The 19,811-nt window shown below is 65.7% G+C and carries 17 protein-coding genes; 4 read left to right on the forward strand and 13 right to left on the reverse strand.

Features of this window, described 5'->3' with window-relative positions; genetic code table 11:
* Positions 1–5: 5 nt before the first annotated feature.
* From nagA to BKG60_RS05755, 3 genes are read right to left on the reverse strand one after another with little or no spacing between them, the layout of a single operon-like run.
* Complete coding sequence (gene nagA, locus BKG60_RS05745; protein ID WP_075909339.1) at positions 6–1,151, reverse strand: N-acetylglucosamine-6-phosphate deacetylase; 1,146 nt, start codon at positions 1,149–1,151, stop codon at positions 6–8.
* Positions 1,152–1,937 carry a glucosamine-6-phosphate deaminase gene (nagB, locus tag BKG60_RS05750; RefSeq protein ID WP_075909340.1) on the reverse strand — a complete coding sequence of 262 codons (786 nt, stop codon included), beginning with the start codon at positions 1,935–1,937 and terminating at the stop codon, positions 1,152–1,154.
* Positions 1,938–2,408, reverse strand: a complete 471-nt coding sequence (locus BKG60_RS05755; RefSeq protein ID WP_075909341.1) for a PTS sugar transporter subunit IIA — start codon at positions 2,406–2,408, stop codon at positions 1,938–1,940. It abuts the gene before it with no gap.
* A 147-nt stretch (positions 2,409–2,555) separates the two neighbouring features.
* On the opposite strand from BKG60_RS05755, the gene BKG60_RS05760 reads away from it, so the two are divergent.
* A complete protein-coding gene (locus BKG60_RS05760) occupies positions 2,556–4,127 on the forward strand; it encodes a PTS transporter subunit EIIC (RefSeq protein ID WP_075909342.1) in 1,572 nt (523 codons plus the stop codon).
* 89 nt (positions 4,128–4,216) lie between these two features.
* Here BKG60_RS05760 and BKG60_RS05765 read toward each other — a convergent pair whose 3' ends face one another.
* The 5 genes from BKG60_RS05765 to BKG60_RS05785 form a co-directional block, all read right to left on the reverse strand.
* Positions 4,217–4,861: a hypothetical protein gene (locus BKG60_RS05765; RefSeq protein ID WP_075909391.1), complete on the reverse strand. Its 645-nt coding sequence runs from the start codon at positions 4,859–4,861 to the stop codon at positions 4,217–4,219.
* Between the two features lie 73 nt (positions 4,862–4,934).
* The gene (locus BKG60_RS05770; protein WP_070184669.1) at positions 4,935–5,489 is read right to left on the reverse strand and encodes a chorismate mutase; all 555 of its coding nucleotides are present in this window, start codon (positions 5,487–5,489) and stop codon (positions 4,935–4,937) included.
* A complete protein-coding gene (locus BKG60_RS05775; RefSeq protein ID WP_371726051.1) occupies positions 5,489–6,436 on the reverse strand; it encodes an LmeA family phospholipid-binding protein in 948 nt (315 codons plus the stop codon). The genes BKG60_RS05770 and BKG60_RS05775 overlap by 1 nt, the downstream gene beginning before the upstream one ends.
* A gap of 116 nt (positions 6,437–6,552) precedes the next feature.
* Complete coding sequence (locus BKG60_RS05780; protein WP_075909343.1) at positions 6,553–7,719, reverse strand: hypothetical protein; 1,167 nt, start codon at positions 7,717–7,719, stop codon at positions 6,553–6,555.
* Positions 7,712–8,662 (reverse strand): metal-dependent hydrolase, encoded by a 951-nt coding sequence (locus BKG60_RS05785; RefSeq protein ID WP_075909344.1) that lies wholly within the window; start codon positions 8,660–8,662, stop codon positions 7,712–7,714. The genes BKG60_RS05780 and BKG60_RS05785 overlap by 8 nt, the downstream gene beginning before the upstream one ends.
* 131 nt (positions 8,663–8,793) lie before the next feature.
* Here BKG60_RS05785 and BKG60_RS05790 point away from each other — a divergent pair, with 131 nt between their 5' ends.
* Positions 8,794–9,411, forward strand: a complete 618-nt coding sequence (locus BKG60_RS05790; RefSeq protein ID WP_070184665.1) for a TetR/AcrR family transcriptional regulator — start codon at positions 8,794–8,796, stop codon at positions 9,409–9,411.
* On the opposite strand, the gene BKG60_RS05795 is transcribed toward BKG60_RS05790, so the two are convergent.
* Both BKG60_RS05795 and BKG60_RS05800 read right to left on the reverse strand, forming a co-directional pair.
* Positions 9,356–10,369 carry an alpha/beta fold hydrolase gene (locus tag BKG60_RS05795; protein ID WP_075909345.1) on the reverse strand — a complete coding sequence of 338 codons (1,014 nt, stop codon included), beginning with the start codon at positions 10,367–10,369 and terminating at the stop codon, positions 9,356–9,358. The genes BKG60_RS05790 and BKG60_RS05795 overlap by 56 nt on opposite strands.
* Before the next feature lie 18 nt (positions 10,370–10,387).
* Positions 10,388–12,148, reverse strand: coding sequence for an N-acyl-D-amino-acid deacylase family protein (locus BKG60_RS05800; RefSeq protein ID WP_075909346.1), 1,761 nt, complete (start codon positions 12,146–12,148; stop codon positions 10,388–10,390).
* 98 nt (positions 12,149–12,246) lie between these two features.
* Between BKG60_RS05800 and BKG60_RS05805 the strand changes: the two genes are divergently transcribed.
* On the forward strand, positions 12,247–13,590 hold the full coding sequence (locus BKG60_RS05805; RefSeq protein WP_075909347.1) for an aromatic ring-hydroxylating oxygenase subunit alpha: 1,344 nt from the start codon (positions 12,247–12,249) through the stop codon (positions 13,588–13,590).
* A complete protein-coding gene (locus BKG60_RS05810; RefSeq protein WP_075909348.1) occupies positions 13,587–14,249 on the forward strand; it encodes a TetR/AcrR family transcriptional regulator in 663 nt (220 codons plus the stop codon). The genes BKG60_RS05805 and BKG60_RS05810 overlap by 4 nt, the downstream gene beginning before the upstream one ends.
* Here BKG60_RS05810 and BKG60_RS05815 read toward each other — a convergent pair.
* From BKG60_RS05815 to BKG60_RS05825, 3 genes are all read right to left on the reverse strand, one after another.
* Entirely contained in the window at positions 14,221–15,630 is a 1,410-nt protein-coding gene (locus tag BKG60_RS05815; RefSeq protein WP_075909349.1) for a DUF4185 domain-containing protein, read from the reverse strand. The two genes, BKG60_RS05810 and BKG60_RS05815, sit on opposite strands and share 29 nt — an antisense overlap.
* 373 nt (positions 15,631–16,003) lie before the next feature.
* Positions 16,004–18,856 carry an MMPL/RND family transporter gene (locus BKG60_RS05820; protein ID WP_075909350.1) on the reverse strand — a complete coding sequence of 951 codons (2,853 nt, stop codon included), beginning with the start codon at positions 18,854–18,856 and terminating at the stop codon, positions 16,004–16,006.
* A 139-nt stretch (positions 18,857–18,995) separates the two neighbouring features.
* Positions 18,996–19,724 carry a YwaF family protein gene (locus BKG60_RS05825; RefSeq protein WP_070944437.1) on the reverse strand — a complete coding sequence of 243 codons (729 nt, stop codon included), beginning with the start codon at positions 19,722–19,724 and terminating at the stop codon, positions 18,996–18,998.
* Between the last annotated feature and the right edge of the window lie 87 nt (positions 19,725–19,811).

A 19,811-nucleotide genomic window follows, 5' to 3' on the forward strand; every position in this document is an offset into this window, starting at 1 on the left:
ACGGCCTAGTCCTCCGATCGCGGCTCCCACACACCTCGACGCATCACCGCGGTGACCGCCAGATCCGCGTCCAACACCGCGAGATCGGCTGCGGCACCTGGGATCAGGCCGCCACCGGGAAAACCCAGCGCACGCGCCGGGTTGAGCGAGGCCTGACGAACGACCAGCGGCAGCGCCTCCTCGCGGGACAAACCGCAATGGGCCACAGCAAACCGGACCACGCGGTCCATGGTCGCCGTGCTCCCCGCGATGGTGTCGGTGCCTCCGACGAGCGCGACCCCGTCCACCACGTCGACCTGCACCGGCCCCAGGTGATAGCGCCCGTCGGACATTCCGGTGGCCGCCATCGCGTCGGTGATCAGCGAGACGCGATCCGGGCCGACCGAACGCGTGACATGCCGGTAGATGGCCGGATCGATATGAACCCCGTCGGTGATGAGTTCGACAGTGACAGAGGGATCTTCGAGCAGCGCGATTGCCGGGCCCGGCTCACGCCGGTCGATCGGGCGCATGGCGTTGAACAGGTGGGTGCCCACCGTGGCCCCGGCCGCGATCGCGGCGCGGGTCTGATCATAGGTCGCCTCGGTATGCCCGACGGCAACCACCACACCGGCGTCCACCAACTGACGGATCGCGGCCGGCGCACCATGACGTTCGGGTGCGATCGTCACCATCCGGATCGTTCCCGCAGCGGCGGTGAGCAACCGCTCGATCTCTGCCGGATCCGGGTCGCGCATGAGCGCAGGTTGATGTGCCCCGCACCGTACGGTCGACAACCACGGGCCCTCGAGGTGAATACCGTCGAGGTGGCCGGCCCGAACCGCCTCGGCGAGCGCGCCGACCTGACGCAACAGATCGTCGGGGCTCGCGGTGACCAGGGAGGCGATCATGCTGGTAGTGCCGTGCCCACGGTGTAGCGCCACCGCGGCCGCTGTGTCGGCCTCCGATGCGGCCGAGAAGCTTCCACCGCCGCCACCATGCGTATGGGTGTCGACGAAACCCGGCACCACCGTCACCGAACCGAGATCACGATCAGCGGGCCGGGGCGGCGGGCCCGCACCCATGGCCCGCACCAGACCGCCTGACACGTCAATCCACCCGGGCTGCAACAGATCGGCGCCGGGGCACACCGAATCCGCGGTCAGCAGCATTCAGAAGCCCTGCCAATCCGGTTTTGACCGGTAAGTCTCACGGTAGTAGTCGATGAGTTGAAGTCGTTGTGCCGCAGCATCGTCGAGCAGCACAGTGACATGAGGGTGGTGCTGCAGGATGGTCGCCGGCCACATGGCACTCACGGCACCCTCCACGAGGTGGTGCACAGCTTCGGCCTTGCTGCGGCCGAGTGCCACCAGGATCACGTGCCGGGCCGCCATGATGGTGGCCAAGCCCTGGGTCAGGCAGTGCGTCGGCACCGCGTCGAGGTCGTCCCCGAAGAACCTGGCGTTGTCGAGGCGGGTCTGCCGCGTCAGCGTCTTGATGCGGGTGCGTGATGCCAGCGAGGACCCCGGCTCGTTGAACGCGATGTGCCCGTCGGTGCCGATTCCGACGATCTGCAGATCGACACCGCCGGCGGCCCGAATGGCGTCCTCGTATGCCGCACACGCCGCTGGAATGTCGGTCGCCAGGCCGTCGGGACCCAACACGGTGTCCGGGCCGAAATCGACGCGGGAAACGAAGACGGTGTCGATCACATTGCGGTAGCGCTCAGGGTGATCAGCGGGCAGGCCGACGTATTCGTCGAGCGTGAACGCCCTGGCCTGCCGGAAGGAAATCCGCCCCGCGGCATATCGCGCAGCCAGCTCATCGTAGATCGCCAGCGGCGACGAGCCGGTGGCCAGACCGAGGACCGCATCGGGTTTACGGTCGAGCAGCGCGGCGACGGCGTCGGCGGCCGTGCCGCCGATGGTGGCCGCGTCGGGCAGGATAACGACTTCCATTCAAGTGCTCGCCGTGAAAAGCTCTGCGCCCGAATCGATGTCGACTCCGGAGACAACCGCGGCGGCTACGGCAACGTTATCGGGCTCACGCTCGTCCATGACCACCACCGGCACAATCGGATTGAGCCCCTTGGCCTCGACCGCCGGCACATCGTAGGTGATCACCACCTGGCCCACATCGACCTGATCTCCCTGACTGACGTGCGTGGTGAATCCGTCACCATTGAGCGCGACTGTATCCAACCCGAGATGAACCAGCACGCCCACGCGGTCGGCCGTCAAGATGACGTACGCGTGCGGCATCAGCTTCAACAACTTGCCGCTGACCGGGGCGATCGCGTCGATCACGCCACGCGGCGGGTCCACGGCGGCGCCGTACCCCACCATGCCGGCCGAGAACACCGGATCCGGCACATCCTGTAGTGCCACCGCGCGCCCGGCAACGGGGGCGAGAACTCGGGTGCTGCTCACTGTGCTGGCTCCTTACCGGCGCGGGGCGTTCGTGTCCCCAACAATACGAGTGTGACCGGAAGACGGCCGCGAGTTCACAGGTTCTCGTCTAAGCTTCCGCACAGCTTTACGGCGGTTCACCCCGGGTGGCCAGGAGGACGGTGGGCGATGAGCGGTACGACGAAAACTGAAGGTACACAGGAGAAGTCCGGTCTGAGCATACCCGCTTTCGCGCAACTGCAACGGCTCGGCAAGAGCCTCATGCTGCCCATCGCCGTGTTGCCCGCCGCGGGCATCCTGCTGCGGCTGGGCCAACCCGACCTGCTGGGCCGCATCGACTCCCCCGTCATCGGCCCGTTCTTCAAGGCGATGAGCGCGGCCGGCGACGCCCTGTTCACCAATCTGCCCCTGCTCTTCGCGGTCGGCGTCGCGATCGGCTTCGCCCGCAAGGCCGACGGCTCGACGGCCCTGGCCGCAGTGGTCGGCTACCTGGTGATGTCCGCGGTGTTCAAGACGATGTCTCCCATCGTGCTGGCCGGCGAGGTGGACAAGGCCGGCGACCAGGCTCAGATCAACTACAGCGTGTTCGCCGGCATCGTGGTGGGTCTGGTGACAGCGTGGTTGTTCGACCGGTACCACACCATCCAATTACCCTCCTATCTCGGATTTTTCGGAGGGCGCCGATTCGTGCCGATCGTGGTGTCGCTGGCGAGTTTGTTCATCGCCTTCCTGATGAGCTACTTCTATCCGATCTTCGATGCCGGGCTGACCGGGCTGGGCCGGTTCATCGGCGGCAGTGGCGCACTGGGCGCATTCGTCTACGGGTTCGCCAACCGCATGCTGATTCCCCTGGGCCTGCACCACATCCCGAACTCATACGTGTGGTTCATCTACGGCGACTATCAGACCGCCGACGGCAACGTGGTCACCGGCGAACTCACGCGGTTCGCGGCAGGCGACCCGTCCGCGGGCATCCTCACCTCGGGGTTCTACCCCATACTGATGTTCGGATTGCCTGCCGCGGCGCTGGCGATGATCCTCGCCGCCAAAAAGAAGCAACGCAAGGTTGCGTTCGGAATCCTCTCGGCGGCCGCGCTGACGGCATTCCTGACCGGTGTCACCGAACCGCTGGAGTTCGCCTTCATGTTCGTGGCGTTCCCGCTCTATGTCATTCATGCGCTCTTGACGGGGCTGTCCCTGGCGATCGCTTACCTGCTCGACATCCACCTGGGATTCTCGTTCTCGGCCGGCCTCCTCGACCTGCTGCTCTACGGCGGTGCGCCCGCTGCGCACAACATCTGGCTCCTGATCGCGGTGGGAGCGGTGTTCGCCGTCATCTACTTCGTGTTGTTCTACGTCGCGATCACGAGATGGAACATGCGCACGCCTGGACGTGAACCCGAAGCCGAGTTCGAGGCCGAGGAGCAAGCCAACCTCGGCCAGGACGCCGAGGCCACGACCGCCATCACCGCCGGCGGCACCGGCACCCTCACCGCACCTGCGCGGCCCGACACGCAGGTGGAGCAGCTCATCGCCGCGTTCGGCGGACGGGAGAACCTCGTCAACGTCGACGCCTGCATCACCCGGCTCCGTATGGAGGTCGCCGACACGAGCAAGGTCGACCAGGACCGACTGAAGGCCCTCGGTGCCGCAGGTGTCATCGAAGTGGGCAACAGTGTTCAAGCGGTGTTCGGCACCAGCTCCGAGGCACTGAAGAACGCCATCGTCGACAGCTTGTAGACAGCAGGCTCACACCGACAGCAGGCGCTGGAAGAAATCGCGGTAGCGCGTGAGAGCCACGCGAAGGTCTTGGGTTTACCCCCCAGAGGTCATGCTCGCGCCTCTCGCTCGTGCTTTCCCGCCTCACGCTGGACAGGAGTGGCGTGTTCGGCCCGGGTGTCGGCGGCCCGGGTGTCGGTGGCCGGCTGGGTTCCGGGGACCGCACCGACCAGCTGCTCGAACAGCGCGCGATAGTGCACGATCGCCTCACGTTGCGCCTCGGTACCGATCTCGCCCTGATCCTGGGCAAGGCGCAGGATGTGGGCGGCGCGGTAATGCTCGACCACCTTGGGATGGTCCACCGAGATGTCGGCCGCGCGTTGCTCGAAATCGTCGACCGGATATCCGCGTTCCCGCAAGACCTCGGTCACCAGGCGATCCGCTTCGCTGACCGACTTCGACGGATCGTCGACGAATCCGGCTTGGGTCTGGCCCCACGCTTCGACGTAGCGCGCCCGGGATTCCGGCGTCAACTCATTGATCTTGAGCTTGTTGTGTTTCCGTTCGCGGGCAAGCAATTCCCGCTCCGCGGCACGTTGACCGCCTGCCGATTCGACCGCGTGCTCGTACTCCGGCCCGAACTGTTCTTTGAGTCGTTCACTGCGCTTCTGACGCATCATCGCGGCGACCACGACCACCGCGAGCACGATGATCACGGCAACGAAGACGATGACGATCCAACTCCATGTAGGCATTTCCTGACCTCCTGCGGCCATGGATACCCGCCTGATGTCGACAGAAACGTCAATACCCGGATGTGGTGGCTGGTCAGCGGCAATAGGACCGAGTGGCGTGCTCCAGCGCCCGCCGATACAGCGGATCCAGATGTCGCGCCGCGGCCACACCATCGACCGCGCTCGCCAGGTCGGCCGGGCACGACGGTGAGTGCAGGGTCGGCCACTGGCTGGCGATCTCGTTCACCATCGTGTGGTTGAGCCCGTCGATGGTGGTTCTCGACGCAGCCAGGTCGGGGGCGCTCACCGGAGCAGCGGCCGGATCCAGCTTCCACTGCGAGAACAGCCCGTACTCCACGGCCACGGTCGCGTCGATCTGATCCCGGAACACCCGGCCCACGTAGGCCGGGTCGAGGTGACGGCCGACGGCCTCGGCAGCGGTCGCGTCGATCACCTGCTGCTCGCGGCGCGGGTCTTCGATCGTCCCACCGGTGCGGAACTTGCTGGCCGCCACCGGGTCTGCTGTTTGCAGGCGTTGGGCAGCGGTATCGACCAGCGGGAGCAGCGGGCTGGGATCCTGGGCCCGGGCCAGAGGTGCGCACAGCGCCGCGAGCGTCAGTGCAGTGGCCACCGTGATCCGGGTACGCATCAGAGCTTGGCGAAGCAGGCGTCGTCGGCTTCATCGCCGGGAATGGACGCGTTCTGGCTGGAGAACTTGCCCACCACCCCGGTATCGGTCACCGCGACGCTGTCGGCGTGAATACCCAGCGGGTAGGCGTCGTTCAGCTTCGTCGTGAGGCCGTCGAGAGCGGCCTGCACAGTGTCCTTCTCGAACGGACCGCTGACATCGGTGACCTGCAGATCGAGGTTGCCGTTGGTCACCACCGGCTTCGCTGTCACCTTGGTGTTCCCCACGGCCTGCAGCGTGATGGTGCCCGCCGCCGGGTCCGTGCTGACGTCGGAGACCAGTGCGCCGACCCCCGGCAGATTCTCGGCCACCGTGTCCTTGATACCGGCCGAGGTCCAACTCAGGGTGGCGCTCAACGATCCGATGGTGCCCTTGGAATCCTCGGTGCCCTGCAACCGGATGTCGGACAACGCCACATCGGCAGTCATCCCCTTGGCGGCCTGCACCTGCTTACCCGCGGTCTGCACCGAGATGTTGGTGTAGTGACCGTTGATGTGCTGCCACAGGAACGGCGGTTTGACACCGAAAGAGACCGAGGCGTTGTCCTCCACCACGCACTCGGCCACCGCGACGAGTACCGAGCCCGCCTTGTGCCGGGCGTACAGTTCGGCACCGGTCAGCCCGATCACCACGAGTGCGACGACGATGACCGCGGTCAGGATCATCCCCTGCGGGCTGCGCCACCGAGACGACGGCTTCGTCGATTCGGGTTCGCCACGACCGGCAACAGACGGTTGTGGCGGCGGTGGCGGTGGTCCCGCCGGCCGAGGAGCCACCGGCGGACGCCTACGCATGATCTTCTCGGTGGCGGCCTCAGGCGGCTGAGGGCGGGCCCGGATCTGTTCGGTCGGCGCCTCGCCCCGTCGTGAACGGGGCAGCCGCCGGGTGACCGGGTCGGGCGGCGGCACGGGACCCCTGCCTCGCCGGCCGGGGTCGCCAGGGTATTGCGGCGGTGTCGGCACCTCCGCAATTCTGCCGCATCGTCCGGCGCGTCAGTTGCGTGCCGCGCCTGTGGGTTCGCTGCTCATTCCGGGTTGCCGGCCGTGACCGACGGCACCGCGTCGGGCTGTTGTTGCAGGCCGGCGGGATTTACGGTCGCCGCCGCAGCGATCGACAGACCGGCGATCACCAGGCAGATGACGGTGTAGCCGAGGCTGCCGATCGGGTCGCCGGAGGCGGTCCAACCGTCGACTGCGCCGAAGTAGGCCGGCAGCGCCGTCAACCAAAGGACCGTCATGACCGCCAGATACACCACGGCATAACGCAGGATCAGCGGGTTGGAGTAGCGCACGGTGGTCGTGTCGCTGTCCTTGCGCAGGCTCGACCATTGACGGAACAGCACCGGGATCGCGACCACGGTGAGCACGACGAGTTCGGCGGCATAGACCACCCCGCCCACCGTCGTACTGCCCGAGATCGATGCGGCAAGGGTGGCGGGCAGGGGCAGCACCGCAGTGCCGATGGACGCCAAGACGCCGACGACGATCGTGCGGCCCAGGATCTGCAGCCCGGTGAAGGTCTTACCGTCCTGGACGTGGCGCCCGACGAAGAGCTGCACGCAGAAGGCCAGGGACATCGGCCACAGCGCAGCGAACACCACCACGCTGGGCAAAGGCACCGAATCGAAGAACGGCTGGTTCATCGGGTGGTCCAGAGTCCACTCCCACCACCGCAGCTGGGGCCCGAGGTGGTCGAAGATCTCGTAGAACGCATGGTGGACGAACCCGACGCAGATGGCGCCGATCAACACACCGCGGCGACGGAAAACACCGAGGATCCGGACGATCTCGTACGCGACCGTCGCCATCATCGGGTAGATCGCGACGATGTAGAGCGGCAGCCGGCCCCACAGGAAGTCGACGGTGAACACGTTGTGCGCGAACATCGTGTCGACGTGGTCGGCGATCCCGAACGCGCCGGGGAAATACAGCGGCGGTTCGATGATCAGCAGATAGGCGATGGCACCGAACCACAGCACCAGGTTGGTCGGGTCGTTGTGCCGGCGCAGCCGCACGATCGCGTACACCAGGGCCAGCACCGCACCCACGATCACGGTGGCTTCCAGCACCGGAAGCGTCCAGTTCTCCAGCCCGAACGGGTTGCGGAACTCGACCAGCCCACCGGCCGTGTCACAGGAAAAGCCCAGGCGCTCCGCCAGTCCCGAGAACGTCGGGGTACACAGGTCAGACATTGGCCGCGCTCGCCTTCTTCTCGGTCGCCTCACCGGCGGTGTACCACTGCGTGACCTCGTAACCGTCCTCGTAGCGCCGGAACCACTCGTCGGCCAATGCCGGCAGTTTCTCGTGGGCCGGATTGTGGCCGGGTACCTGGCTGCGCACGACGCCGGCCAGTGCGGTCAGCATCTCGCGTACCGGCAGATGCGCGAACGCGTTCTCCACCGGTCCGTCATACGGAGTCTTGGTGAACGGAAGCTTTTGCAGCAGGGTCTTTTTCCGCGCCTGCATACCGAACATCGACATCGCGTCGATCTTGCGTTCCTCCAGTGGCACGTGCTTGTTGAAGCCGTCGCAGGCCACCTTGAGCACCGCCCACACGTGTTTGAAGATCGACGGCGCGACCCGCATCCGGTACCACGGATCGTCGACTACCGCGTCGTAGATGATCAGCGCCGAGCTGCGATGCTCGACCTCTTCGACGAAGTGCCACAGGAACAGTGACGCCACCCGGTCGTCCCCCGGCGCGAACAGCGTGTCGTCATGGTCGAGCATCAATTTGAACACCGGGGTGAACGTCGCCTCCAGATCGGCGGTGTAGGCCAACCGGTACTTCAGTGGTGTCTCGGCGGTCAGATCGTCGAACGCCTTGACCACCTCGTCGAGGGTCTCCTTGAGACCCGGATAGGTCTTGATCAAGCCCTTGGCGTGCTGACGGTGGGCCATCGCGTGCTGGCCTTCCTGCCGCACGAAGGCCTGGGCTTCCTCGGCCACCTCGGGGTCGGTGATGAACGGCATGGCCTCGGTGATCATGTGGCCGATCATCTTCTCGAAGGCGATGGCCAGGAACGACACCGCGTTGGCCATCGACGAGAACGCCGGGTTGGTCTCGTTCCACAGGAACGGGACGCGGTGGTCCGCGAAAGCGAACCTCATCTTCCGCACGATCAGATCCGTCATCGGTGCCACCTCGCTTGTCCGAGCAATCATACAAATAACGCCTTAGTTGTATGATTACTACACGCGGCGTCGGCCCGTCAACGACGGGTGGCGATATCCTGCAGATATGTTGCCGGCCGAGAATCCCGACGATGGCGCGTAGACGCGGATGGGACGGGCGACCGCCCGGCAGCGACGAAGAGGCCTCCGAACGCATCGTGGCCGCCGCGGTGCAGTTGATCGCCGAGACCGGCACCGGGATCAGCATCGCCGACGTGGCCGCATCGCTCGGCGTCATCCGCCAGACCGTCTATCGCTACTTCCCCACCGCCGAATCGCTGATGCACGCCGCGGCCATCGCCACGGTCGACGGCTTTCTCGACCGGCTCGCCGAGAGCGTGCGCGGCATCACCGACCCGGCCGAGGCGATGACCGAAGGCGTCATGTTCACGCTGGAAGAGGTCGCCCGCGTACCGCATCTGCGCATCATGCTGTCGGGGCCGCAGGCCGCAACCAGCTCAGTGAACGTCGCCTCTGACGAAGGTCAGGCGTTCGGCATGCGGATGATCACCCGCTTCGATGTCGACTGGGAGAAGTACGGATACGACGAGGGCGCCCTGCGTGAGCTGGTGGAATTCACGCTCCGCATGATGCTGTCGTTCTTCGTCGCGCCCAACGATCCCGCCCGCGGCCGCGACGAGTTACGGGGCTTCGTCAGACGGTGGCTGGGTGGATCGATTCTGGCCCAACCGGTCGATGAGCAGCGATGACATCACCGAACACCGCAGGTAGCAACCGGTTGAAGATGTCCGCACGTTCCCATTGCAGGAAGTGACCGGCCCCCGGAATCACCAGCGGCCCAATGCGATCGAGAAACGCTCGCTCGGCGCGGGGAACGAAATCCTCGCCGACCACATGGTCGTCGGGACCGTAGAGCACCAGGGTGGGCACCTGCACGGCATCCATCAGCGGGATCTCGGACATGGCGCGGCCGTAGGCGAGTTGGTAGGACGCCCAGCCGGCCCGTAGCCGTGCTTCGTCGGCGAACGGCTCGGTCATGAAATCCACGTCGGGCTGGGCGAACGCATAGGCCGAGCCCCACAGCCGATTGGTGTACATCGCGGCCACCCACTGCCGACGCGCCTCCGGCGTGGGCAGCATCGCGGCGAGCTCGTCGGGGAAGGCGCCCTGCATCCAGCGGTAGTCGCCGGTCGGGTCGGCCGCGCCGCCGACGAACCCCGGATGCCGGGTGCCGATCCCCGAATAGTCGACCCCCATGGGCGGCACGGTGTTGAAAACACAGAAACCCGTGACGAACCCGGGGAACCGGTGGATCAGGTCGGTACTCACCACCGCCCCGACGTCGCTCGCCGCGATCAGGCAGGAGTCGTGGCCCAGCTCGTCATGAACCAGCGCATACAGATCCCGCGAGTAGGTGACGATGTCGTGTTGATCGTCGGGCGGGATCGAACTGTCCCCCATCCCGCGCAGGTCGGGCACGATGACCTCGAAGCCGGCCGCCGCCAGGGCCTCGATGTTGCGCCACCAGATCCGCTTCGTCTCGGGATAGCCGTGTACCAGCAGAAGTGGCACGCCGCCGACGCCCTCGCGGACGAACGCCAGCGAAACCCCTTCAGCGACAACCGCAGAGTGGATGGTGAACGCGTCAGCGGCCGGTGCCGGAGGCTGCGCGGGCCGCTGACGCGGGTCGTAACGGAAATCCGCCATGGCGAAAGACCCTACAGATCAACGAGTCCCGCGCACCAGACGGCCCGGACGAGCCCCGGTGTCGACACCGTGACGGCGGGTCACCGCGCCGCTGACAATCGTCGCGTCGTAGCCACTTGCACCTTGCACCAACCGCTTTCCGCCGGCGGGCAGGTCATACGCCATCCTCGGGGCGTGCAGGGTCAGCGCATCCAGGTCGATGACGTTGACGTCCGCCTTCTTGCCCACGCTGATCACGCCGCGGTCGGACATGCCGTAGAGCTGCGCGGTGTCGTGCGACTGCTTACGGATCACGTACTCCAACGGCAGCTTGTCGCCGCGGTGGCGGTCGCGGGCCCAGTGCGTCAGCAGGAACGTCGGATAGGAGGCGTCACAGATCATGCTGCAGTGCGCGCCACCGTCGGACAGGCCGAGCACACCCGCCGGATGGGTGAGCATCTCGCGGATCGCGTCGTGGTTGCCGTCGGAATAGTTGAACATCGGGTACATCAGCATGGCACCGGCATCGGACTCGAGCATCAGGTCGTACATCGCGGCCAACGGGTCCACCCCGCGCTGCTGGGCGATCGCCGCGACCGTGCGCTCGTCGGTCGGCTCGTAGTCTGGCGGTTCCCCGATGTGGTACAGCCGGTTTGCCGCGTTCTGCGCCAACATGAACATCCCGTCGAACAACTTGTTCGGGTCGATCGGCAGATCTTCCTCGGCCAGGATCGCCGCACGCACCTTGGGGTCCGCGAGCCGCTCGGCGAGTTCCTCGCGGGTGCATTCGGCCTGCAGGCGCCGGTAGGTCGGGCGGTGGGTGAAGGCGTGATGGCCGGGAAAACCGAGCAGCATGCCGAACGGTCGCGCGGCCACCTGCGGGAACAACCGACTCCCGGCCTGATGCGCGGCAGCCGACAGATCGAGCTGTTCACGCCAGAGATTGGGATCGGCGTCGACCTGGATCAGGGCGAAGCTCAGCGCACAATCGACCTCCTCGCCGAGCCTGCGCATCCATTCGAGTTCCGTCTTGGGTGCAACGATGTCTTCGCCGGCCGCACCCTGCGGAGCCAGCTCGAACACCGCCGCGCCGCCGGCTGCGGTGGCCCGGCCCAGGGCGAACAGCTCGTCCTCTGCGGCGAACGTGCCGGGCACCGGCTCACCGTCCATGGCGCGGTGCGCCAGCGTCCGCGAAGACGAAAAGCCGAGCGCACCGGCCTCGATGGCCTCCTGCACCAACTCGGCCATGGCCTTGATGTCATCGGCAGTGGCCGGTTCGTTGCGGGCTCCGCGTTCTCCCATCGCATAGGCCCGCACGGCGCCGTGGGCGACCTGGGTGCCCATGTCGACAGCCAACTCGCGCTTTCCGATCACGTCGAGGTATTCGCCGAAGGTTTCCCAGCCCCAGGTGATGCCCTCGGTCAGCGCCGTGCCAGGGATGTCCTCGACACCCTCCATCAACTTGATCAGCCAGTCTTCCTGGCCGGGCCGGACGGGCGCGAAGCCCACGCCGCAGTTCCCCGCCACCACGGTGGTGACGCCGTGATTGCTGGACGGTTCGAGCACAGCGTCCCAGGAGACCTGGCCGTCGTAGTGCGTGTGGATGTCGACGAACCCCGGGGCGACGACCTTGCCTGTGGCATCGATGGTTTCGGCTGCGTCGCCGGCCAGCGCCGGGTCATTCGGGCCCCGGCGATGCACCTCGACGATCTGACCGTCCTTGATCGCGACGTCGGCGGTGAACCGGTCGGCGCCGGTCCCGTCGACCACGGTGCCGCCGGTGATTTTGAGATCGAACACGTTTTTGCTCCCTTGAGGCGTTCAGGCCGCTACGGTCGCAATGTAACACCGTTACATTGCGACGTCCCGAGATTCTCCTTCTCAGCGGGAGGTGTCCCATGACCCACAGCTCAACCCACACCTGCACCGACAGTCCGCGACGTGCGGATGCGATCGGCGACCCGCCGGCGCGCCCGACGCTGGTGCCGGCCGACCGCTACATCTCACCCTCTTTCGCCCGCCTCGAAGTCGAACGGATGTGGCCCCGGGTGTGGCAACAGGCATGCACCGTCGACCACGTTGCCGAGCCAGGCGACTACTTCGAATACCGGTGCGGCCCGTACTCGGTTCTCATCGTCCGCGGCGAAGACGGCGAGCTACGCGCCTTCCAGAATGCCTGCCGCCATCGCGGCAACGCCCTGTGCAGCGGCACCGGTTCGTCGCTGCGAGAACTGAAATGCGGCTATCACGGGTGGACCTGGGACCTGGCCGGCACGCTCAAACGGATCCCGAACCGCAAGGGTTTCGGGACGGTGCACATGTCGGAGTTCCCGCTGGCCCCGGTACAGGTCGACACCTGGGAACGGTTGGTCTTCGTCAACCTCGACCCCGAGGCCATGCCACTGGCCGACTACCTGGAGGCGGTACCCGGCGACATCGCCTGGTGCGGGCTCGGCGACTTCCGTTGCTACGCAACGATGACCATCGACGTCGACGCCAACTGGAAGACCATCGCCGACGGCTACAGCGAGACCTACCATGTCCAGACCCTGCATCCCGAACTGCACCGGTGCATGGACGACGTGTACGCGCCCCAGCAGATCTGGGGACACACGGGCAAATCCGAATCGCTCTACGGAGTTCCGAGTCCGCGACTGGCAGGCGCACTGAGCGACGAGGAGGTCTGGGACGCCTACGTCTACACCCAGGGCCCCCTGATGGGTGTCGCCGAAGACACGCCATTTCCGCGTGAACGGCAGACCGCCGGGCAAACCGTGGCCGACGTGATCGCCACGCAGATCAAGGAATTCGCCGCCGGACGCGGCGTAGACATCGGCTGGGCCAGCACCGACCAGGTGATGTGCCTGCACCAGTACAACATCTTCCCCAACCTGACACTGTTGGCCAGCGCCGATCATCTGACCGTGATGACCTCGTTGCCCGGGCCTGACCCCGACCGCGGCCAACTCGTAATGACACTGATGACCCGGATGCCCGCGCAGGCGCCGCGGGTCAGTCCGACGGATGTCCGGATGAGCGCCGAGGATGCTCATCCCGGCGTGGTGATGAGCCAGGACATCGCCGTACTGACCGGCCTGCAGCGCGGTTTGCACCAGCCCGGCTTCACCCATCTGGTGCTCTCCGCGGAGGAGCGCAGAATCATCAACATGCACCGCAATCTCGAGCGCTACCTCGACCTGCCCGAGCCTGAGCGCATCTGCGAGGCGGAACCCCGCGGATGAGTCCGAAGGCAAAGCCGATCGACGCCGACGTCATCCTCGACGCGGCAGCTACCCTCATCGAATCCGATGGGGTGGAGGCCTTCTCGATGCGCGCGCTCGCCGAGCGGATCGGCGTGGCCGTCACCTCGATCTACTGGCACGTCGGCGGCCGTGACGCGCTCTTCGACAACCTGGTCGACCGTCTGATAACTGAGATGGCCGGATTGCCGATGGAAGGCGACGCTCCCGTGGATCGGATTGCCTCGCTGGCCCGCAACCAGCGCGGTCTGCTGATCCGCCGCCAGCACCTGCTGGCCATCGCCCACGAGCGGGACCGCACCCCGACGCTGTTCCTGCCGGTCCAGCAGAAGCTTGCCGCCGAGCTTGCCAAGGCCGGGGTGACCGGGGCGCACGCCGCGCTGGTGCTCCGGGCCGTGCAGGTGCACGTGACCGCCTCTGCGGTGATGTTGTTCTCAGCCGTGCGCGGGCCGGCGCACGACGAGGAGGACCCCTCCTTGTGGACCGCCGACTGGCCTGATCAGGCACTCGTCGCGGCCCTGCAGTCGCCCACCGACTACGACGCGGTGTTCGAGTACGGCCTCGAGGCGATGTTGGCTCCGGTGGCTGCGCTGCGGCACGTCAACGGTCGGGTCAAGGCAACACGGTCTTCATCAACATGACGTTGTAGGCCGACCACAGCGACAGGTTGTAGTACAGCTCCTTGCCCGTCGACCACGGGTGTAGGTACGGCGCGTAGATGCCGCCAGGGATCTGCGACGAGGGCGCGATCAACTGCTCGGGGCCCCAAGGGCCCTGCGGTGCCGGTGCGGTGCGCATCACGACGTCGTTGGCCCCGTTGCCGTACAACACCAGGTACTGCTTGAGATACGTGTTGTACTGGGCCGACATTTCGCTCACCGGGCCGGGGATGACCGGTGTCGCCGCGGCCGGATTGCCCGGCACCCAGGCGTTGCGGTCGGCGTTGAAGTACTCGTATTTCGTGAGGTCCGGGATGAAGGCCGGCGACACCCGGGCGATGTAGGCAGAACCGCCACGCCCGTTCGGGGTGCCGAACGTGTAGATGTAGGGATCGCCCGGACCCGGCTTGAGAAAAGCCCCCATCTGGAAGTTTTCGTTGCCCCCACCGGGCGTACGAATGGTGCCCGGATAGACACCCCAGTTCTCACCGTTGTCCGGTGACATCGCGATCGCGGAGAAATTGGTCGACCACGCACCCGGGCTGTCCCAGTTCCGGATCGACATGAAGTTCAGATACTGATTGCGTCCGACCGCGATTCCCGCGGTCGGGATGATCCCGGTCTCCTCCGGCGCCCGGCCGATGCTGTTGATGATCTGTTTCGAAATCCCTTGACGCCAGACGGGCGAACCGGAGTACTTGTTGGCCACCACGCCGTCGGGTACGGCGATGGTGCGAGACAGCGAACCGTCCTGGCTGCGGAACAGCGCGTTGTACCGCCATTGCTTGCCGGGAATGCCGCAGTACCCATTGGTGTCGCCGAAGGCCATCAACACCTGGCGGTTCACCGGATCACCGTTGTCCCACATGATTCCGAGGTCGGTTCCGGTGATGGCGAACCGCTTGATCGTCTGGTTGGGGCTGTCGGGACCAGTGACCCACCCGACGATCGACGTGCCCGGAGGCGCGCCCGGCGCGGGTTGTGCTGCGGGCGCCGGGGCGGGAGCCGCCGCTGCCGGGGCTGGAGCGGGCTGCGCCGCATTCGGGACAGGCTGGGCACCACCGGGATTGGGCGCCGGCACGACGGCGGCCTTCTGCCTGACCTGCCCGGTGTTGGGGATCAGCGCCTTGAGAAGGGCCAACGGCAACTGCCCGAGTCTCGGCAAGGGCGCCTGGTCGTTGGCCCCGACCGGCTTGTGCCCGATCGGACGGTTGAGCGGCGCGAGCCGGGACGGCTTGGGGATCTGAAAGGCCTGATGCGGCAGGGGTTGCGCGGCCGCAGCGGCACCTTCGCAGGGCTCGGCCGATGCCGCGGGCGCCACCCCGACGGCCACGACAAGCCCGATTGCGGCCGCCGCAGCCATCGTCGAAGCACCTCGAGGACGTCGCGACATGTCACACCTTCCCAATGCAGGGACGTCGACATGACGTCACAGTTGGCTGATGTGACGTTAGTGATCAATGTTGCCGATGTGGCTACCGATGCATTGATAGGTACCGTCCCGTGACCGTGTCGCAACCATGCGCGGCGTGTTGCGGCTACGGTGGGAGCCGGTGGAACGATCGAACCGAACGAGAGGGATCACCGTGGCAGGAAGCTTCGATCCGAAGAAGGGCGGCAAGTTCGAGCCGACCACGAAGGCCAAGCCGCCGCCACCTCCGCGGCCTGGGGGCAACAAGAAGTAGTCAAACGAAACTGCCCGTGTGCGAGCGTTTTCAGCTCCCACACGGGCAGCTTCATATCCCGGCGTTGAATGTGCGCTCGCGCCGGATCGCTGCCAGCCGCCGCTTGGACGCCGCCGACTGCACGACCTGCGGCCACCAGAACCACCGGCCCAGCATCGCCGCGATCGCCGGGGTCATGAACGACCGCACGATAAGAGTGTCGAACAGCAGACCGAGCGCGATGGTGGTGCCCACCTGTGCCATCACCTTGAGATCGCTGAACGCGAACGACGCCATGGTGAAAGCGAAGACCAATCCCGCCGACGTCACCACCGAACCGGTTCCGGCCATCGCCCGGATGATGCCGGTCTTCAAACCGCCGGCGAGTTCTTCCTTGAACCGGGACACCAACAGCAGGTTGTAGTCGGAACCGACCGCCAGCAACAAGATGACCGACATGGCCAGCACCATCCAATGCAGTTCCAGACCGAGGAGGTGCTGCCAGACGAGCACAGACAATCCGAAGGACGCGCCGAGGGACAAGAGCACCGTGCCAACGATCACCGCCGCAGCCACCACGCTGCGCGTAATGAGCAACATGATGATGAAAATCAGCGATACCGCCGCGATTCCGGCAATCAGCAGATCGTAGAACGACCCGTCCTTCATGTCCTTGTACGTCGCCGCAGTACCGGCCAGATAGATCTTGGAACCTTCCAGCGGCGTGCCCTTCAGCGCTTCTTTGGCCGCCAGCTTGATCGGGTCCACATGGCTGACGCCTTCCGGCGTCGCGGGATCCCCCTCGTGGCTGATGATGAACCGCACCGACTTTCCATCGGGCGAGATGAAGTTCTTCATGCCACGCTTGAAGTCCTTGTTGTCAAAGGCCTCCGGCGGCAAGTAGAACGTGTCGTCATTGCGGGCATCGTCGAAGGCCTTGCCCATGGCCGTCGAATTCTCCTGCATGGCGGCCATCTGATCCTGCTGACCGGCCTGCGTGGACCGCTGCGTCAGCATCATCGTCTTCATGGTCTTCATGGATTCGATCTGCTGGGGCATCAGCGCGACCAACTGCGGCATCAACGAATCCAGCCGCTCCAGCTCGGGTACCAGCTCCTGCACGTCGTCGGTGAGGGCGTCGATCCCGTCGAGGGTGTCGAAGATCGACCGCAACGACCAGCACACCGGGATGTCGGCACAGTGCGGCTCCCAGTAGAAGTAATTGCGCAGCGGACGCAGCCAATCATCGAAATTGCCGATGTTTTCCCGCATTTCGGCGATGTCAAGGGTCATCACCTTGGTCTTGGCCACCATCGAATGGGTGATATCGGCCATCTGCTGGGTCAGCCGCGACATCCGCTCCATCGTGTCGATGGTCTTCTGCATCTCGTCTGCCTGCACCAGCATGTCGGCCATCCGGTCCTGCTGATACTTACGGTTCATCGTGTTGGTCGTGCCCTGCCTGCTGAGCAGGAACGGGATACTGGTGTGCTCGATCGGACGGCCATTGGGCCGGGTGATCGCCTGCACCCGCGACACGCCGGAAACCCTGACGATCCCCTTGGCAATCTTGTCGATGACCAAGAAGTCCGCGGGATTCCGCAGGTCGCGGTCGGTCTCGATCATCAGCAGTTCGGGGTTCATCCGCGCGGCGCTGAAATGCCGTTCGGCAGCGGCATATCCGACATTCGCCGACAGATCGGCGGGCAGGTACTTGCGGGCGTCGTAATTGGTCCTGTACCCCGGCAGGGTGAGCAGGCCGATGAGCGCCAGGCCCAACGTCGCGGCCAGGATCGGCCCGGGCCACCGCACCACCGCGATACCGACGCGGCGCCAGCCCCGCGAGCGGATGCTGCGCTTGGGCTCGAAACGCCCGAACCTACTGCCGATCACGACTACTGCCGGACCCATCGTCAGCGCAGCGATGACCGCGACGAATGTGCCCACCGCGCAAGGCACCCCCATGGTCTGGAAGTACGGCAAGCGGGTGAAGCTCAGACACAGCATCGCGCCGGCGATCGTCATCCCGGACCCGAGGATCACGTGAGCGGTGCCGCCGAACATCGTGTAATACGCGGTTTCTCGATCTTCCCCGGCGCCACGCGCCTCCTGATAACGACCGATCGCGAAAATCGCGTAATCGGTGCCGGCCGCGATGACCATCAACGTCAGGAGGTTGACCGCAAAGGTCGACAGGCCGATCACCCCGGTGTGGGCCAGGAACGCCACGATGCCGCGCGCCGCGCCGAGCTCCACGAACACCATGACCAGAACCAGAATCATGGTGGCGACCGACCGGTAGACGATCAGCAGCATCACCGCGATCACGACGAGCGTGATGGCCGTGACGCGGGCAACGCTCTTGTCACCGGCATGGTGCTGATCGGAGACCAGCGGCGCACCGCCCGTGACATACACCTTGATGCCGGGCGGAGGCGACGACTGGTTGATGATGTCGCGGACCGCGGCCACCGAATCGTTGGCCAACGTCTCGCCCTGGTTGCCGCGCAGATAGACCTGGACGTAGGCCGACTTGCCGTCGTTGCTCTGCGCTCCCGAGGCCGTCAGCGGGTCGCCCCAGAAATCGGCCACGTGCTGCACGTGGGCGGTGTCGGCCTCGAGCTGGTCGACGATCCCGTCGTAGTAATGGTGAGCGTCATCGCCCAGGGGCTGCTCACCCTCGAGCACCACCATGGCGTTGCTGTCGGAATCGAATTCCTGGAAGTCGCTGCCGATCTTGCGCATGGCGATCATCGCGGGTGCGTCTTGTGCGCTCAACCCGACGGTGTTCTCCTCGCCGACCTTTTCCAGCGACGGAACGAACACGTTGGTCAGGACGGTCAGCACGATCCAGCCGAGCAAGATGGGCACCGCCAGCGTGCGGATCACCCGGGCTATGCGTGTATGCGATGCCGTAGTCTGCACAACCCGCCCCTCCCGATCAGGCCACTGTCGCCTGGTGGGACAGGGCGCAAGCGATACACATTCGCAAGCGCGCGTAATATACCTAGCTCGTCAAAGTGTCGGTGTCAACAATCACTTGGCACGTCAACGGACAGCAATTTCACAGCTTGTCGGCAACCGTGGCCTCGCGTTGCCGCGCCCGCTCCCACGGCCAGGTCATCAGCGCCCACACGACGAGGACGATCGCGACCTCGGCCAGCAGATACACCGGCCATGGACCCAGTATGTCGAGCACGGACGCGGTCGGAGGCTTGCGGTTCAGGTAGCCGTAGTTGGTTCCCATGACCACGTTGAAGGCAAGGGTGAATGCCACCCAGCCCAAGGTTGCGATCACCGCGAACCGATAGTCGCGCCAGCGCGGCCGCATCCTTCTGCCCCACGTCAGATAGATGGCCGCCCACACGACGAGAACGTGAAGCGTGAAGAACGTGACGAAGAGGTGGTGCGGAAAGTCGGGAGCGCCCTCCTTCGGCGTCCCGATATCCGGGGTGAGCAATGCCTGCGAGCTCAGCACGAGGCCCCAGTAGTAGGTGAGGACGAAGGCCCAATGCCGTTGTGACCACAGCGCATACGCCGCCGCCAGTTCGGCGAGGTCACACAACTGCAGTGGCACCGAGGTGTCGATCGTGGGGTCGGCGAGCTTGTAGGCCAGTGCCACACCGAAAGCCGCGACAAGGACTACCGCCAGGGCACGGCTCAGGGTGCGGGCCTGCGACTCGGACTGCCGACGGCCGATCGTCACCAGAAGCACCGCGCCCGTCACGAACACCGCGAGCACGATCAAGTGCGACGGCCCGTACGCCGCAAACTCGCGCTGCGCAGACAACATTCGATCAACTCCCCGTTTCGTCGCAGGCAGGGACCGTCATCCATGATCGCAGGCGAAGTTCCACCGGCGCCAGAAGCCCGAAAAACT

This window comes from Mycobacterium syngnathidarum (genome assembly GCF_001942625.1).
Taxonomy (GTDB): domain Bacteria; phylum Actinomycetota; class Actinomycetes; order Mycobacteriales; family Mycobacteriaceae; genus Mycobacterium; species Mycobacterium syngnathidarum.